The organism is Aliiroseovarius sp. CAU 1755 (genome assembly GCF_054482655.1).
This window is the reverse complement of sequence record NZ_JBTLRH010000003.1, coordinates 661,198-676,565: the sequence shown is the minus strand read 5'-3', so window position 1 is coordinate 676,565 and position 15,368 is coordinate 661,198. Positions and strand designations below refer to the sequence as shown.

Below are 15,368 nucleotides of genomic sequence, written 5' to 3'. Positions count from 1 at the left end.
CAGAACGCGGCCATGTTCGAAGAAACCACAGCCGCCAGCCACGCGCTGACCCGCGAGGCCGAGGCGCTGACCTCGACCATGGCGCGGTTTGAAACCGGCGTTGCGCGTGCCGACCCGGCGCGGATCCTGACCGGCGCGCCCTTCGGCGGATCGGCGCAAGACCCTGCGCCAGACCGCGCCACCGCGCCCAACCCACCACCCGTGGCGCATTCCGGCGCCGCCCTCGCCATCGCCCCGGCCACCACGCCGCCCGACACCCAAACCGACCCGGAACAGCAAAACCTCGAGGCGTGGGAAGAGTTTTGAGACCGATTGACATTTCCGAAGCCATGTTCGACCCCTTGTGTCAACGAAAGGGAGCAACATGGCGGACGGGCAGTGGGAGTTTTGGATTGATCGTGGGGGCACGTTTACTGATGTTGTGGCGCGCAAACCTGACGGTCGACTGGTCAGCCACAAGCTTCTGAGTGAAAACCCCGAACACTACCAGGATGCCGCGATCCAGGGTATTCGCGATCTGATGTCTTTAGAGCCGACCGAGACCCTGCCTGCTGGCAGTATCGCCTCTGTAAAGATGGGCACCACGGTTGCCACCAACGCGTTGTTGGAACGCAAGGGCGACGACACCTTGCTGCTGATCACGCAGGGCTTTGGCGACTTGTTGCGGATCGGGTATCAAACACGGCCCAAATTATTCGATCTTGAAATCAAACGTCCGGATCTGCTCTATTCGCAAGTGGAGGAAGTTGCAGAGCGGCTTGCGGCAGACGGAACAGTTGTCACGCCGATGGATGAGGCCGCTATGCGGGCGACCCTGAACCATGCGTTCCAAAGCGGCCTGCGCGGTGTCGCGATTGCGTTCTTGCACGGATACATCAACCCCATCCATGAACGCCGTGCGGCTGAGTTGGCAAAAGAGGTCGGGTTTACACAGATTTCAGTCAGTCACGAGGTTTCACGACTTGCGAAACTTGTGGGCCGTGGCGATACGACCGTCGTTGATGCCTATCTTTCGCCAATCCTGCGACGCTATGTGGATCAGGTCACCGACGCGCTGGATATCGGCGCGGCCTGTGATCGGCTCTTGTTCATGCAATCCAATGGCGGGTTGACCGATGCTTCATTCTTCCAGGGCAGAGACGCCATTCTTTCGGGCCCCGCCGGTGGCATCGTCGGAATGGTGAAAACAGCGCAAGCTGCTGGATTTGAACGATTGATCGGTTTCGATATGGGGGGAACCTCGACCGATGTCAGTCACTTCGCGGGCAGTTTGGAGCGGAGCTTCGAAACCGAGGTTGCGGGGGTGCGCATGCGCGCGCCCATGATGGATATTCATACCGTCGCCGCCGGCGGTGGATCAATTTGTCAGTTTCGCGACGGCCGTTTTCAGGTCGGACCGGAAAGTGCTGGAGCAAATCCCGGACCGGCCTGCTATCGCCGCGGCGGTCCGTTGACCGTCACAGATTGCAACGTGATGCTGGGGCGGCTCAACCCCGATCATTTCCCACATGTCTTTGGTCCGACAGCAACAGAGCCGTTGGATCGTGACATTGTAAGGTCGCAGTTCGAGGCACTTGCCGCACGCATTGCAGCCGAAACCGGCCAACCCGCCCCGCCCGCCGAAGAGGTGGCGCATGGCTTTCTGCGCATCGCAGTGGACAACATGGCCAATGCGATCAAGAAGATCAGCATCGAACGCGGGCATGATGTGACCGATTATGTGCTGCAATGCTTCGGCGGGGCAGGCGGGCAACATGCCTGTCTGGTCGCTGATGCGCTTGGCATAACGCGGGTCTTCCTTCATCCATATGCGGGCGTTTTGTCCGCCTATGGGATGGGGCTGGCAGAAGTCCGGGCGCTGCGGCAAGAGCAGTTTGATGCACCTCTGGCTGCGCTCGATGTCGCGCAGGCTCGGCTGGATATCCTTGCCAAGGCCGCCCAAGATGAAGTTTCGGCGCAGGGCGTGGCGCAGGCGCGCGTCGCACAGGCCGCTCATCTTCGCTATGAGGGATCGCATCAGGCGTTGGAAGTGCCGTTCGGCACGGCAGAGGAGATGCGTCGCACCTTTGAGGCGCTGCACGACACGCGGTTTGGCTTTCATTCACCAGAACGCGCGATTTTGTTCGAGATGCTGGCCGTTGAAGCGATTGGAGCCTCAGCCGAGGCGCCGCGCGGTCACGCGACCCAAGGCCGACCTGATCCGATTGATCTGGTGCCTATGGCAACTGAAGCAGGCTGGAGCGATGTGTCGCTCTTTGATCGCGGGCAACTAGAGGCAGATGCGCAGATCACCGGCCCGGCCATCATTTGCGAGCCCACCGGAACCAACATCGTCGAGCCGGGCTGGACAGTGCGCCAAGACAGTGTTGGCAACCTGCTGATGGAACGGACATCGCAGAAAGAAAGCCCCCACGCCGCTGGAACCGATGCTAATCCGGTTCTGTTAGAGGTGTTCAATAACCTGTTCATGTCGGTCGCAGACCAGATGGGCGCGACGCTTGCGAACACGTCTTGGTCGGTGAACATTAAGGAAAGGCTCGACTTTTCCTGTGCAATATTTGATCGGCAGGGAGATCTGGTGGCCAATGCGCCGCATGTGCCGGTTCATCTTGGCTCGATGTCCGACAGCATCCGCACGGTGATGCGCGACAACGAAGGCACGGTGCGCGCAGGCGATGCCTTTGTGTTAAACAGCCCTTTCAACGGCGGCACGCATTTGCCAGACGTGACGGTGGTCACGCCGGTGTTTGTCGGTGATGACATTGCCTTCTGGCTGGGCGCGCGCGGTCACCATGCCGATATTGGTGGGCGCACGCCGGGATCTGGTCCACCCGACAGTCGCCATATCGAAGAAGAGGGTGTCGTGATCGAGAACACGCGCCTGGTTGCCGAAGGGCGGTTGCGCGACGCTGAAATGCGCGCGATTTTGGCCTCTGGGCGATACCCCTGCCGCAACATCGATCAGAATATGGCTGACCTGAAGGCGCAGGTTGCCGCGAACGAAACCGGGCGGCAGGCCTTGCTGGGCGTCGTGGCACAATACGGCATCGACGTGGTTCAGGCCTATATGCGCCACGTGCAGGACAACGCAGAAGAAAGTGTGCGGCGGGTCATCGACCGGCTGCAGGATGGCCAATTCACCTATCCGATGGACGGCGGGTCTGAAATCAAAGTGCGGGTCAGTGTCAACCATGCCGACCGGTCCGCCTGCGTCGATTTTAGCGGCACATCGCCCCAGCAAGAGGGCAACTACAATGCCCCCCTTTCGATCAGCAAAGCGGTGGTTCTTTATGTGTTCCGAACGCTGGTCGGTGCGGACATCCCGCTGAACCAAGGTTGCCTTGCCCCGCTTCAGATCATCGTGCCCGAAGGCTGCATGCTGAACCCCGTCTATCCTGCGGCGGTGATCGCGGGCAATACCGAGGTCAGTCAAGCCGCCTGTAATGCGCTTTATGGCGCGTTGGGCGTGATTGCAGGCAGTCAGGGCACCATGAACAATTTCATATGGGGCAATGATGCGTTCCAGAACTATGAAACCATCGCGGGCGGCACGGGGGCGGGGCCGGGGTTTTGCGGCTGCGATGCAGTGCAAAGCCACATGACCAACACGCGCATGACGGACCCGGAAATCCTGGAAAAGCGCTTTCCGGTCCGATTGGAATCCTTTTCGATCCGCCGCGGGTCTGGCGGCGCCGGCAAGTGGCGCGGTGGAAATGGCGTCGAAAGGCGGCTTAGGTTTCTGGCGCCGGTGACGGTCACAACGCTCAGCTCGCACCGCGTGGTGCCACCGTTCGGCGGACAGGGCGGAGACCCGGGCGCTGTCGGGATTAACACCGCAGAAAAAGCGGACGGCACGCGTATCGAGATGCCGGGCAATGGCGAGATCACGCTTGACGCTGGCGATCTGTTCGAGATGCGCACACCCGGCGGAGGCGGTTGGGGGCGAGCGTGAGAGCGACGCGCCCTAACGCGCGGACGTTCCCTTACGGTGACAAGCAGTCAAGGAAGGCTTTTGACTGGCCGCGCAAAAGGGCGTCGTAATGGTCTACCCCTGGCGGGAGCGTCGCCCCACTTGGGTCCAGTAGGCCAAGCTTTGCAGGCGTGCCTTCAACCAGTGTCGCCATGACCTGTTCGTCCTGAAATACTTCGGCAAACGCACACGCAACCTTGCCCGCGGCAATCAGATCGGTGATCTGTCGAAGCCGTGCCGCCGAGGGCGGGGCGGCGTCGCTTTCGCGGACTGAACCAAGGGCGTTTAGCTGATAGTGCTCGGTGAAATACCCGTATGCGTCGTGATAAAGCACGAACCCGACGGTGCGCAGGGGGGCCAGAATTTGCTGTATTTCATGGTCCATCTGGATCAGGTTTGCGCGCGCTTGGGCTGCATTCTTCTGATAGGTTTGGGCGTTTTCCGGGTCCAGCGCCGCCAATTCATCGGCAATCGCAAGAAGCCAGATTGCGGCATTTTCCGGCGACAGCCAAGCGTGCGGATCGACCCGTGCGCCGTCCTGCGGCGTGCTGTCATGATCGTCATTGTGATCGTCGCCATGATCGTGGTCGTGACTTTGGTCACCCTTGCGCAGGTGTGTCCCCTTGACCGTCAACAGCGACAGCGAGGCCGCATCCCCAGTCCCTGTCAGCGCACGTTCCAGCCAAGGTGTCATGTCACGCCCGACCCAAATGACCAGATCTGCGCCAGACAAATGTCGAACTTGCGACGGGCGCATCTGAAAGCTGTGCGGGTCCGCGCCTTGTGGCAGCAAAAGGGTCGGGGTCGCCACCCCGTCCATCACCTGCGCGGCCAAAGAATGGACGGGGGCAATGTCGGCGACAACGCGCGGTGCTTCGGCGCGGGCCGCTGTGGCACCCAGCAAGACGGCAAGAAACAGAGCTCTATACATGTTGGTCCTTGTCGGGTGATGTGTGATGTAATACTATCTCAAAAAGTGATAGTATAACTCAATGATGGTGTCAAACCCTATGCCAAACCCCGACCCTTCCTGTGCGTTTCACAGCCATGACCATGCCGCCTGCACCCAAGATGTGCTGACCCGCGCGGAAACCCTCTGCAAAGAAGGCGGCGCCCGTCTGACGCCTGTGCGGCGGCGGGTGCTGGAAATCTTGCTGGAAGAACATCGCGCGATGGGCGCCTATGATGTGCTGGAGCGTCTGGCCGCCGAAGGGTTCGGAAGCCAGCCGCCCGTCGCCTATCGGGCGCTGGATTTTTTGGCCGAACAAGGGTTGGTGCATCGTATTCGCCGGTTGAACGCCTTTGCCGCCTGCACCGATCCCGGGCAACACCACGCCCCGGTATTCTTCATTTGCAAGACCTGCAACGCGGTGGCCGAAGCGCCGGAGCAATCCGTGCGCGCGGCAATTGACGACCTTGGCCGCACACTGGGTTTTGCTGTCGAGCGCACCAATATCGAAGCCATGGGCCTGTGCCCGACTTGCCACGCGGGGCAGGGTCAGTGAGCTTGATCACAGCGAAAGACCTGACGGTGTCACACGGGCGCAAGCGGGTGCTTGAGCATGTGGATTTCACAATCTCAAAGGGTGAGATCGTGACCATTGTCGGTCCCAATGGGTCGGGCAAATCTACATTGCTGCGTGCGTTGCTGGGGATCTTGCCGGGGTCTGGAAGCGTTCAGCGAAAACCGGGGTTGGTGGTCGGCTATGTGCCACAAAAGCTATCGCTGGACCGCAGTTTGCCGATGCCAGTGTCAAGCTTTCTGGACTTGCCAAAAGCACATTCGCCCGCCGCGCAGGCCGAGGTGCTGCGCAAAGTGGGGATTTCCGGCGTGGAGGGGCAGCAGATCGCCGATTTGTCGGGCGGGCAGTTGCAACGCGTGCTTTTGGCGCGCGCATTGCTGTCTGATCCCGACATTCTGGTGTTGGATGAACCAACGCAAGGACTGGACCAAATGGGCGAAGCGGCCTTTTATCAATTGATCGAGTCCGTGCGGCGGCAAACCGGTGTGGCCGTCCTGATGGTGTCGCATGACCTTCACGTGGTGATGAGCGCCTCGGACCGGGTCATCTGTTTGAACGGACATGTCTGTTGTGAAGGCACACCCCATGTGGTGCGCGAAGCGCCAGAGTATCGCGCGCTGTTCGGGCATGGGACGCATGGCGCGTTGGCGCTCTATCAGCACGACCATGATCATGACCATGCCGCCTGCGATCATAGCCATACGGCGCCAGACGAGGTGCAAGATGCCTGATGATTTCTTGATCCGGGCCGCCGCTGCGGGGATCGGGCTGTCAATTGCCACCGGTCCGCTGGGCGCGTTTGTGGTATGGCGACGCATGGCGTATTTTGGTGATGCAACCGCGCATGCCGCCATTTTGGGGGTCGCGCTTGCGCTCTTATTGTCGTTCCCCATTTTGCTGGGCACTTTGATCGTGGCGCTGGCCATGGCCCTGACCGTCAGCTGGATGACGCTACGGGGTCAGTCTGCCGATACCGGGCTAGGGGTCTTGTCCTACGGGGCATTGTCGGCGGGACTGGTCGCTATCTCTTTTGCGCCGGGGGTGCGGGTCGACCTTTCTGCGTTTCTGTTTGGCGATATTCTGGCCGTCACGCGATCTGACCTGTTGGTGGTCTGGGGCGGCTCTGTCGCCGTGGCCGGAGTGATCGTCTGGCGGTGGTCGCGGTTGCTCCTCTCAACGCTCAGTTCGGATTTGGCGGCTGCCTCTGGCATCAACCCAAGCCGAGAGAGCCTCGTTTTGACGCTTTCCCTTGCGTTGGTCGTTGCGGTGTCCTTGAAGGTCGTCGGCGCGCTTTTGGTGTCGGCCATGCTGATCATTCCTGCCGCAGCCGCACGCCAGCGTGCGCATCGCCCCGCCGTGATGGCTGTTGTTGCGGTGCTGATCGGGTGGGGCGCGACGCTGTCTGGGCTGTGGGGGTCGTTGCGGTTTGACACGCCTGCGGGGCCTTCGATCATCGTTGCCGCCACGCTGATTTATGCAATCATGATGGCGCTGCGTTCGGCGCGGCCAGCATGAAACGGGACCGATTATGAAAATGGGGTGAACCTGACCGCGCCCAGATGCTAGGTTTACGAAAGGGGCGTGCCAGACTCTGGCAACCCATTGCGACCAAAGAAGGAATTGGATGTGTCTGAAGGACAAGAGGCGAAGGCTGCGCAGAAGATGAACATCTTGTTTGTCATGTATGATCAGTTGCGATTTGACTATCTGTCCTGTGCCGGCCATCCGCACCTTGAGACACCGAATTTCGATCGCGTCGCGGCGATGGGCGTGCGGTTCACCAATGCCTACGTGCAGTCCCCGATTTGTGGTGCCTCCCGGATGAGCTTCTATACCGGGCGATATACCTCGTCGCATGGTGCGCAATGGAACGGCTTTCCCCTGCGCGTGGGCGAACAGACCATGGGTGATCATTTGCGCCGCGCAGGTATGGCGTGTTGGCTGATCGGCAAGACACATATGAAGGCCGACGCGGACGGCATGGCGCGGCTGGGGCTGTCTCCAGATACCGTCATTGGCGCGCGACAGGCCGAATGCGGTTTTGACAGCTGGATCCGTGATGACGGATTGTGGGCCGAAGGGCCGGATGGGTTTTATGACGAAAAAAGATCGCCTTATAACGAATACCTAAAGTTAAAGGGCTATCCATCTCAGAACCCGTGGGCGGATTTCGCAAATGCAGGCCGCACCGCAGATGGGGACATCGCGTCAGGATGGATGTTCCGCAATGCCGACCAGCCTGCCAACATCCACGAGCAGGACAGCGAAACCCCTTGGCTTACCCGAAAAACGATCGAGTTCATCGATCAGGCCGACGGGCCGTGGTGCGCGCATGTAAGCTATATCAAGCCGCACTGGCCCTATATCGTGCCTGCGCCCTATCACGACATGTATGGCCCCAACCAGGTGCCAGCCGCCACCCGCCACGATAGCGAACGAGATGACCCACACCCTGTTTTCGGGGCCTACATGAACAACAAGGTCGCGCAAGCCTTCCAGCGCGACGAGGTTCGCCACAAGGTGATCCCGGCCTATATGGGATTGATCAAGCAATGCGACGATCAGTTGGGAGTCTTGCTGGACCACCTTGAGGCCACCGGCCGGATGGACAACACGATGATCGTTTTGACCTCGGATCACGGGGACTATCTGGGTGACCATTGGCTGGGTGAGAAGGATATGTTTCACGAACCCTCGGTCAAGATCCCCCTGATCATCTATGACCCGCGCAGCACGGCCGATGCGACACGTGGTTCGACCTGCGACGCGCTGGTGGAAAGCATCGACGTTGCGGCCACCTTTGTCGAGGCTGCGGGAGGAATGGTGCCAGATCACATCATTGAAGGACGCTCTTTAATGCCTTGGTTGCAGGGGGAAAAGCCGAACTGGCGCACGTTCGTGATTAGCGAATACGACTATTCTTCGACCCCGCAATGTGTCGCCTTGGGGCTGACCCCTCGCGACGCGCGGCTGTTCATGGTCTATGACGGCCGGTTCAAGCTGATCCATGCCGAAGGCGGATTTCGCCCCATGTTGTTTGATCTGCAGGCTGACCCGGATGAATTTCATGATCTGGGCAAGACCACCAATCATCGTGAAAATATTGACCGGCTGTATGGGTATCTTGCCCAATGGGGGCGCCGAATGTCCCAGCGCGTCACGAAGTCGGACAGTGATATCATTGGCGCGCGCGGGCGGTCGATGCGACGCGGTATCCTGCCATTCCTCTATGACGGCTCAGAGGTCGACGAGGCGTTGACGGTCAAGTATCGCGGCCCGTCACCAGCCCATTTTCGCGATGACTAGCGCAGGCTTGATCTGGGCCCGCGCAAAGGTTTACTGGTCTGACAGTCAGGGTCGCCAGGCCCGCCCAGCCCCTGCAAGGAGCATCCATGTCCGTCCTTGACCGCGCTTTTGATATCGCACGCAGCACAAAAGCCCGTGTTGTGTTGCCCGAAGGCGACGACCCGCGCATTGCGGCCGCTGGGCGACGGCTGGCGCAAGAGGGGCTGGCCCAACCTGTGCCCTTGGCGCCAGCATCCGGACGCTATCTGGAAACTCTGCTGGCGCAACGTCCTATGCGCGAAACGGTCGCCATCCGCCTGCTGCAGCGCCCTCTCATGCGCGCGGCGGCCATGGTTGCGAGCGGGGATGCAGAGCTGATGGTGGCCGGGGCAGTGGCGCCAACCAAACGGGTCATCGAAGCCGCTTCGATCGTGATCGGATTGGCCGAGGGGATCAAAACGCCGTCAAGTTTCTTTCTGATGGTGCTGCCCGATGGGCGCAATCTGATCTTCGCCGATTGCGCCGTCAATGTGGACCCGGATGCCGCACAGCTTGCAGATATCGCGCGCGCCTCGAAAGGGTCAGCTCAAGCGCTTTTGGGGCAGAGCGACGTGGCGTTCTTGTCGTATTCCACCGGTGCATCCGGGGTGGGGGCATCCGTTGAAAAGGTGAAAGAAGCGGCGAAGGCGACCGGCTTTCTGGGACCCTTACAGGGAGATGCAGCCCTGAACGAAGCGGTCGCGCGCCAGAAGGGCGCGGGCGCGGGCGGGCACGCCAATGTCCTGATCTTCCCCAACCTTGATGCAGGCAATATCGCCTATAAGCTGATGGTCGAACTGGCCGGCGCGCGCGCCTATGGGCCGATCCTGCAGGGCTTTCAGCGACCGGTATGCGACTTGTCGCGCGGCGCAACGGTTGACGACATCGTCGTCAGCACGGTGTTGGCCATCGCAGGTGACCGCATGGCCTAGCTGACGTCGCTGGCTTGTGCGGCCGTGACGGCGATCATGTGCAGAATGTCTTCGGAAGTGCACCCGCGCGACAGGTCATTGGCAGGTTTCGACAGGCCCTGAAGGACCGGGCCAATGGCGGTTGCACCACCGATCCGTTGGGCGATCTTGTAGGCAATGTTGCCGCTTTCCAAATTGGGAAAGATGAACACGTTGGCAGTGCCTTCCAAGGGCGAACCTATGGCTTTCTTGGCGGCGACATCTGGGACGAAGGCGGCATCGAACTGCAATTCGCCGTCGATCACAAGATCGGGCGCGCGGGTTTTTGCGATGGCCGTGGCGGTCACCACCTTTGACACGGCGTTATGCTCGGCGCTTCCGAGCGTTGAAAAGGACAGCATGGCAACCCGCGGCGCCTCGCCGGTCAGGATTTTGAACGAGACAGCCGACGACAAGGCGATTTGTGCCATTTCCTCGGCGGTCGGGTCTACGACAAGCCCACTGTCTGCAAAGATCATCGCCCCCTTGCGGGCGTGATGCTTTTCGCAAAAAAGCATCAGGAAAAAGCTTGATACCAACGGCGTGTCCGGTCTGGTGCCGATGACTTGTATCGCCGTGCGCACGATCTCGGCGGTGGTTGCAACGGCACCACCGACCGTGCCGTCTGCGTGACCGGCTTTCACCAACAAAGCGGCGAAGACATGCGGGTTCAGAGCAGCCTTGGCCGCGTCCTCTTCCCTGACACCTTTATGCTTGCGCAGCTTGTAGTAGAGCGCCGCCAGTTCGCCAGAGCACGGCGCGTCGGCGGGGTCGAGGGTTTCAATATCGCGGCCCAGCGGCAATCCCAACGCAGCGAATTGCGCTTCGATCTGGGTGCGCTCGCCAACCAAACTGATCTTCGCAATACCTTGCGTGGTCGCATCATGTGCGGCTTGCACAACACGGGGGTCGCTGCCTTCAGACAGGATAATCCGGTGTTGCGACCGTGCTGCGTTTCGCAATAACGTTTCCAGCGGTTTCATAGGGCCTCGTTTCCTGCATCTCGGGCAGTTTGTCGGGCTGCCAAAACGGGCTGACCGGGTCACGCGACGTGAGCGAAAGGCGCCTTCGGCGCAGTGGGCCGGGCAGGGTGAGCGGGCGCCGGAATAGCGCCCACTCTGATCTTATCAGACTTTCTGTGGCTTCATGTCGGCTTTGCTGATGCCGGCGACCACAACGGGTTTCTTCATCGCGTCGCGGCGGAAGGGTTCGCCGAGTTCCTGGTTGATCATGGCTTCGATCAGCGTCGTCTTGCCCGCCTTCTGGTCCTTGATGGCCTGATCCAGCGCCGCTGTCAGTTCATCCATCGTGCGCGCGACGACACCGTGCAAGCCACAGGCGTTCGCAATCCCGGCATAGCTGACTTCGGTGTCCAGTTCGGTTCCGACGAAATTGTCCTCATACCACAGGGTGGTGTTGCGCTTCTCTGCCCCCCATTGGTAGTTGCGAAAGACGACCTGAGTGATCGCGGGCCATTCCTCGCGCCCGATCGCCGTCAGCTCATTGACCGAGATCCCAAAGGCGCCATCGCCCGCGAACCCGACCACCGGCGTATCGGGGTGGCCGATCTTGGCGCCGACAATCGACGGCAGCCCATAGCCACACGGCCCGAACAGGCCGGGCGCCAAGTATTTTCGGCCCTCTTCAAAGGACGGATAGGCGTTTCCGATCGCGCAGTTGTTGCCAATATCGGACGAGATGATCGCCTCTTTCGGCAAGGCGGATTGAATGGCGCGCCATGCCATGCGCGGGCTCATCCAATCGGGTTTGGCGTCGCGGGCGCGTTCGTTCCATGTGGTGCCCGGATCGTCGTCTTCATGGTCCATCGAGCTAAGCTGCTGCGCCCACGCGGATTTCTTCTGTGCAATCCGTGTCTTGCGGTCTTCACGGCCCGCATCACCAGCGGTTTCGGACAGCTGGGCAAGCAGGCTTTTGGCGACTTTGGCGGCGTCACCCACGATGCCGACGCTGACCGTTTTGGTCAGACCGATCCGGTCAGGATTGATATCGACCTGAATGATCTTTGCCTCGGTGGGCCAATAGTCGATCCCATACCCCGGCAAGGTCGAAAACGGGTTGAGCCGCGTTCCAAGGCACAAAACGACATCGGCTTCTGAGATCAACTGCATCGCCGCCTTGGAGCCATTGTAACCAAGAGGACCTGCGAAAAGCGGGTGCGAGCCGGGAAACGCATCATTGTGCTGGTAGCCAACACAGACAGGGGCATCCAGACGCTCAGCCAGATCCATAGAGGCCGCAATCCCCCCCTTCGAAAGCACCGTTCCAGCGCCGTTCAGGATCACCGGGTTCTTGGCGTTCGACAACAGGTCAGCCGCCTGCGCCACGGCCAATTCACCGCCAGCGGGGCGCTCGAATGCGACGATTGCCGGCAGGTCGATGTCGACAACCTGGGTCCACATGTCACGCGGGATGTTGATCTGCGCAGGTGCGCTTGCGCGCCGCGCATTCATGATCACACGGTTCAAAACCTCGGCCACGCGGGTCGGGTCGCGGACTTCTTCTTGATAAGCGACCATGTCCTCGAACAATTTCATCTGTTCGACTTCCTGAAAGCCGCCTTGACCAATGGTCTTGTTCGCAGCCTGCGGGGTAACAAGAAGAAGCGGCGTATGGTTCCAATAGGCCGTTTTGACGGGCGTCACGAAATTGGTAATCCCCGGGCCGTTCTGGGCGATCATCATCGACATCTTGCCGGTTGTTCGGGTAAAGCCATCGGCCATCATTCCGGCCGAGCATTCATGGGCACAGTCCCAGAACGTAATGCCGGCTGCGGGAAAAATGTCCGAGATCGGCATCATGGCCGACCCGATAATCCCAAATGCATGCTCAATCCCATGCATCTGCAACACTTTCACAAATGCTTCTTCCGTCGTCATCTTCATCTTGGCTCTCCCTTGGAAACGGTTCAAGCGACCGAGGTCGCGCGTGACCGGCGCGCTGTGGCGTTGACTTTATTCTTAGGCAGCAGACCGGGTGCCCGATAGGGCCAGTTTTTTCGGCTATTTAGCACCAGTGAGCGCCGCTTGGCGGATCGCATCGCCGATCAGCGCTATGCCCTGTGGGATCAGCGATGAGGGGATCGAACTGTAGGCGATGCGGTAATGATGATCGGGTCGGTCTGGCGTGCCAAAGAAGGGCGCTCCCGGTTCGATCAGCACGCTTTGGGTGTGAAGCTGTTGGGCCAGAAGGGATGTGTCGACCCCCAAAGGAGCCTGCATCCAAAAAGCAGAGCCGCCGAACACGCCGCGACCGGCAATGGTCAAGCCCTGCTCTGAAATAGCGGTGTTCATAACTTCGCGTCGCTCTTGATACGCGGCCCCAATGCGCCTGACCATGGCGTCGTAGTGACCAAGGGAAAGGAAATAGGCCACCGTGCGCTGGATCAATCCAGGCGGATGGCGCAGCACTGCGGATCGAAGCGCGCGCGCCTCGCGAACGAAGGGTTCAGAGCCAACGAGAAAGCCGAGGCGCAGTCCGGGAAACAGCGATTTTGAAAAGCTGCCGACATAAACGACCCGCCCTTCCCGATCCAGGGATTTCAAGGCGGGGGAAGGGGGCTTGAGGAACGACATCTCGAAATCATAGTCATCTTCAACCACGATTGCGTCCAGTTCCCTTGCCCGTTCTAGCAGGTTCTTTCGCCGCTCGATGGGCATAGTGGCTGTGGTCGGGCTTTGATGGCTTGGCGTCGTAAAGATGACGTCGGTGCCTTCGGGCAAACCGTCAGGTGGTAGGCCGTCGCGGTCCACGGGGATCGGGCAGACATGACAGCGGCTTTGCATCAGGATGTCACGGAGCGAATAATAGCACGGGTCTTCGATCGCAGCCGTGCGACGCTGTGTCAGAAGAACCTGCGCTGATAGCCAAAGCGCGTTTTGCGCCCCCAGCGTGATCAGGATTTCTTCAGGTCGGGCCAGAATGCCTCGTCTGGGCAGGATGTGACGGGTGATGAATTCGATCAGCTGCGGGTCGTCTTGATCATAGTAGTCACCCATCATGGCCTTATGATCTTTTTGACCCAGTGCGCGCAGAGCACAAAGCCGCCACGCATTGTGGTCAAACAAATTTGAATCGGCCTGCCCATAGATGAATTGGTATTTGTTCGTGCGCCAATCGAGGGGTTTTTGGGGCGTACTGCCCCCGGTGAAGCTGGTGCCTATGGCGCGCTGCCAGTCGACCGTGTCTTCGCTGCGTGCGCGCAACTTGAAAGACGGAGGTTCTGGCGCGTTTTCAGAGACATAAAAGCCGCTTCTGCCCTTTGACGAGAGGTAATCATTTGCCTGCAGTTCGGTATAGGCCAAGGTCACAGTGATGCGACTGACCCCCAGATGGGCCGACAATCTTCGTGTCGATGGAAGCTTTTCGCCGCGCGGCAGGCGACCGGACAGAATAGCCTCGGCAATCATTTGCTGAATCTGCGCCTGAAGCGTGCCTTGGGCATCTTGATCCAGAAAGAATGTTTCGACGGGTGCGGCCATGTCACTAGCCTAGCGTGGCCTTAGTCGCCATGCAATCTGGATATATCGCAGTGCTCAGCGGTTGGACGAAATCCATGCCGACATCATGCCCGCGTCGCGGAAACATTCATCGGGGATGGCGCGCCGTTTGGCACGCGCGATCCGCTCGGCAAACTCGACCTGCCGCGAGGTGGCATGGCCACCACGGGTGCGCGTTTTCAGCTGCGACTGATGCTCCGAGATCCAAGAGGACAAGGAGGCGCGATCATTGATCTTGTCGCTTGGGATAGTTGCGCCCAGCCGTGCGGCGATGTGGCGGGCGAAATCCACCTGTTTGGGGGTTGGCGGCCGTGTATGAGCGTGTTGCATAACTGTTCCTCCTGTCCTTGGCGCAACGCCATAGAACAAAAGTAGAACAAAATGACCGAAAAGTCCAGCGAATTGGTTTTACACCTTCACGTGATACGGTGCTCGCAGGCTTAGTCTCGGGGGGCAGTCAGCTTGTGGGTCAGGTTGGTGCGCACGGTCGGCCACTCGGCGGCGATGACCGAATACACGGCCGTGTCGCGCAAGGCGCCGTTCGGTCCCTGCATGTGACTGCGCAGAACGCCATCCAGCTTCGCGCCAAGCCGTTCGATCGCGGTACGGCTTTGCTGGTTCATGAAATGCGTTCGAAACTCAACCGCGATGCAGTCCAGCGTGTCGAAGGCATGTGACAGAAGCAAAAGTTTGGCTTCGGTGTTCAAGGGGCCGCGCTGCACAGCCTTGCGATACCAGGTCGACCCGATTTCGAGCCGTCGGTTGGCGGCGTCGATGTTCATATAGGTTGTCATGCCGACCGGTGTGCCATCGGGTGTCATGACCGTAAAAGGCAGCATCGTGCCCGCGGCTTGAAGCGACAGGCGCCGCTGGATATCGGCCTCCATATCGTCGGGCGCGGGCACCCACGTATACCAAAGGCGATGCAATGCACCGTCTGCGCTGGCAGTTTTCAGGTCCGGTGCATGGGCCGGATCAAGCGGCTCAAGGCGGACATGTTCGCCCGCGAGGGAAACAGGCTCAGGCCACATTTGGTGGACCTTTCGAAATGAATTTGAGTGCGAAAAAGCGGCGTCTTGCCAAC

12 protein-coding genes and 1 pseudogene are annotated in these 15,368 nt (G+C 60.0%); 7 read left to right on the top strand and 6 right to left on the bottom strand.

Features of this window, described 5'->3' with window-relative positions; genetic code table 11:
• Both ACXYMP_RS15235 and ACXYMP_RS15230 read left to right on the top strand, forming a co-directional pair.
• Positions 1 to 306 (top strand): annotated as a pseudogene (locus ACXYMP_RS15235) (hypothetical protein); the annotation flags it as partial.
• Between the two features lie 58 nt (positions 307 to 364).
• Positions 365 to 3,952 carry a hydantoinase B/oxoprolinase family protein gene (locus tag ACXYMP_RS15230; protein ID WP_458907337.1) on the top strand — a complete coding sequence of 1,196 codons (3,588 nt, stop codon included), beginning with the start codon at positions 365 to 367 and terminating at the stop codon, positions 3,950 to 3,952.
• Between the two features lie 31 nt (positions 3,953 to 3,983).
• Here the strand turns inward: ACXYMP_RS15230 and ACXYMP_RS15225 are convergent, their stop codons facing one another.
• Positions 3,984 to 4,901 (bottom strand): zinc ABC transporter substrate-binding protein, encoded by a 918-nt coding sequence (locus ACXYMP_RS15225; protein WP_458907335.1) that lies wholly within the window; start codon positions 4,899 to 4,901, stop codon positions 3,984 to 3,986.
• 61 nt (positions 4,902 to 4,962) lie between these two features.
• On the opposite strand from ACXYMP_RS15225, the gene ACXYMP_RS15220 reads away from it, so the two are divergent.
• The 5 genes from ACXYMP_RS15220 (at position 4,963) to ACXYMP_RS15200 (ending at position 9,749) form a co-directional block, all read left to right on the top strand.
• On the top strand, positions 4,963 to 5,475 hold the full coding sequence (locus ACXYMP_RS15220) for a Fur family transcriptional regulator (RefSeq protein ID WP_458907333.1): 513 nt from the start codon (positions 4,963 to 4,965) through the stop codon (positions 5,473 to 5,475).
• Positions 5,472 to 6,224 carry a metal ABC transporter ATP-binding protein gene (locus ACXYMP_RS15215; protein ID WP_458907331.1) on the top strand — a complete coding sequence of 251 codons (753 nt, stop codon included), beginning with the start codon at positions 5,472 to 5,474 and terminating at the stop codon, positions 6,222 to 6,224. The genes ACXYMP_RS15220 and ACXYMP_RS15215 overlap by 4 nt, the downstream gene beginning before the upstream one ends.
• On the top strand, positions 6,217 to 7,008 hold the full coding sequence (locus tag ACXYMP_RS15210) for a metal ABC transporter permease (RefSeq protein ID WP_298566203.1): 792 nt from the start codon (positions 6,217 to 6,219) through the stop codon (positions 7,006 to 7,008). The genes ACXYMP_RS15215 and ACXYMP_RS15210 overlap by 8 nt, the downstream gene beginning before the upstream one ends.
• A 147-nt stretch (positions 7,009 to 7,155) precedes the next feature.
• Positions 7,156 to 8,799, top strand: coding sequence for a sulfatase-like hydrolase/transferase (locus ACXYMP_RS15205; RefSeq protein WP_458907377.1), 1,644 nt, complete (start codon positions 7,156 to 7,158; stop codon positions 8,797 to 8,799).
• An 86-nt stretch (positions 8,800 to 8,885) separates the two neighbouring features.
• Positions 8,886 to 9,749, top strand: coding sequence for a phosphate acyltransferase (locus ACXYMP_RS15200; protein ID WP_458907329.1), 864 nt, complete (start codon positions 8,886 to 8,888; stop codon positions 9,747 to 9,749).
• On the opposite strand, the gene pta is transcribed toward ACXYMP_RS15200, so the two are convergent.
• From pta to ACXYMP_RS15175, 5 genes are all read right to left on the bottom strand, one after another.
• Positions 9,746 to 10,750, bottom strand: coding sequence for a phosphate acetyltransferase (gene pta / locus ACXYMP_RS15195; protein ID WP_458907327.1), 1,005 nt, complete (start codon positions 10,748 to 10,750; stop codon positions 9,746 to 9,748). The two genes, ACXYMP_RS15200 and pta, sit on opposite strands and share 4 nt — an antisense overlap.
• A gap of 144 nt (positions 10,751 to 10,894) precedes the next feature.
• On the bottom strand, positions 10,895 to 12,670 hold the full coding sequence (gene xsc / locus ACXYMP_RS15190; RefSeq protein WP_458907325.1) for a sulfoacetaldehyde acetyltransferase: 1,776 nt from the start codon (positions 12,668 to 12,670) through the stop codon (positions 10,895 to 10,897).
• A 117-nt stretch (positions 12,671 to 12,787) separates the two neighbouring features.
• Positions 12,788 to 14,266, bottom strand: coding sequence for a MocR-like pyridoxine biosynthesis transcription factor PdxR (pdxR, locus tag ACXYMP_RS15185; RefSeq protein ID WP_298566211.1), 1,479 nt, complete (start codon positions 14,264 to 14,266; stop codon positions 12,788 to 12,790).
• A gap of 54 nt (positions 14,267 to 14,320) precedes the next feature.
• The gene (locus tag ACXYMP_RS15180; RefSeq protein WP_458907323.1) at positions 14,321 to 14,614 is read right to left on the bottom strand and encodes a hypothetical protein; all 294 of its coding nucleotides are present in this window, start codon (positions 14,612 to 14,614) and stop codon (positions 14,321 to 14,323) included.
• Between the two features lie 110 nt (positions 14,615 to 14,724).
• Positions 14,725 to 15,315: a GNAT family N-acetyltransferase gene (locus ACXYMP_RS15175; RefSeq protein ID WP_458907321.1), complete on the bottom strand. Its 591-nt coding sequence runs from the start codon at positions 15,313 to 15,315 to the stop codon at positions 14,725 to 14,727.
• Between the last annotated feature and the right edge of the window lie 53 nt (positions 15,316 to 15,368).

What these genes read in the sequence shown, in the direction of transcription:
- ACXYMP_RS15230 (WP_458907337.1), top strand. Translation starts at nt 365, where the DNA reads ATGGCGGACGGGCAGTGGGAGTTTTGGATTGATCGTGGGGGCACGTTT.
- ACXYMP_RS15225 (WP_458907335.1), bottom strand. Translation starts at nt 4,901, where the DNA reads ATGTATAGAGCTCTGTTTCTTGCCGTCTTGCTGGGTGCCACAGCGGCC.
- ACXYMP_RS15220 (WP_458907333.1), top strand. Translation starts at nt 4,963, where the DNA reads ATGATGGTGTCAAACCCTATGCCAAACCCCGACCCTTCCTGTGCGTTT.
- ACXYMP_RS15210 (WP_298566203.1), top strand. Translation starts at nt 6,217, where the DNA reads ATGCCTGATGATTTCTTGATCCGGGCCGCCGCTGCGGGGATCGGGCTG.
- ACXYMP_RS15205 (WP_458907377.1), top strand. Translation starts at nt 7,156, where the DNA reads ATGAACATCTTGTTTGTCATGTATGATCAGTTGCGATTTGACTATCTG.
- ACXYMP_RS15200 (WP_458907329.1), top strand. Translation starts at nt 8,886, where the DNA reads ATGTCCGTCCTTGACCGCGCTTTTGATATCGCACGCAGCACAAAAGCC.
- pta (WP_458907327.1), bottom strand. Translation starts at nt 10,750, where the DNA reads ATGAAACCGCTGGAAACGTTATTGCGAAACGCAGCACGGTCGCAACAC.
- xsc (WP_458907325.1), bottom strand. Translation starts at nt 12,670, where the DNA reads ATGAAGATGACGACGGAAGAAGCATTTGTGAAAGTGTTGCAGATGCAT.
- pdxR (WP_298566211.1), bottom strand. Translation starts at nt 14,266, where the DNA reads ATGGCCGCACCCGTCGAAACATTCTTTCTGGATCAAGATGCCCAAGGC.
- ACXYMP_RS15180 (WP_458907323.1), bottom strand. Translation starts at nt 14,614, where the DNA reads ATGCAACACGCTCATACACGGCCGCCAACCCCCAAACAGGTGGATTTC.
- ACXYMP_RS15175 (WP_458907321.1), bottom strand. Translation starts at nt 15,315, where the DNA reads ATGTGGCCTGAGCCTGTTTCCCTCGCGGGCGAACATGTCCGCCTTGAG.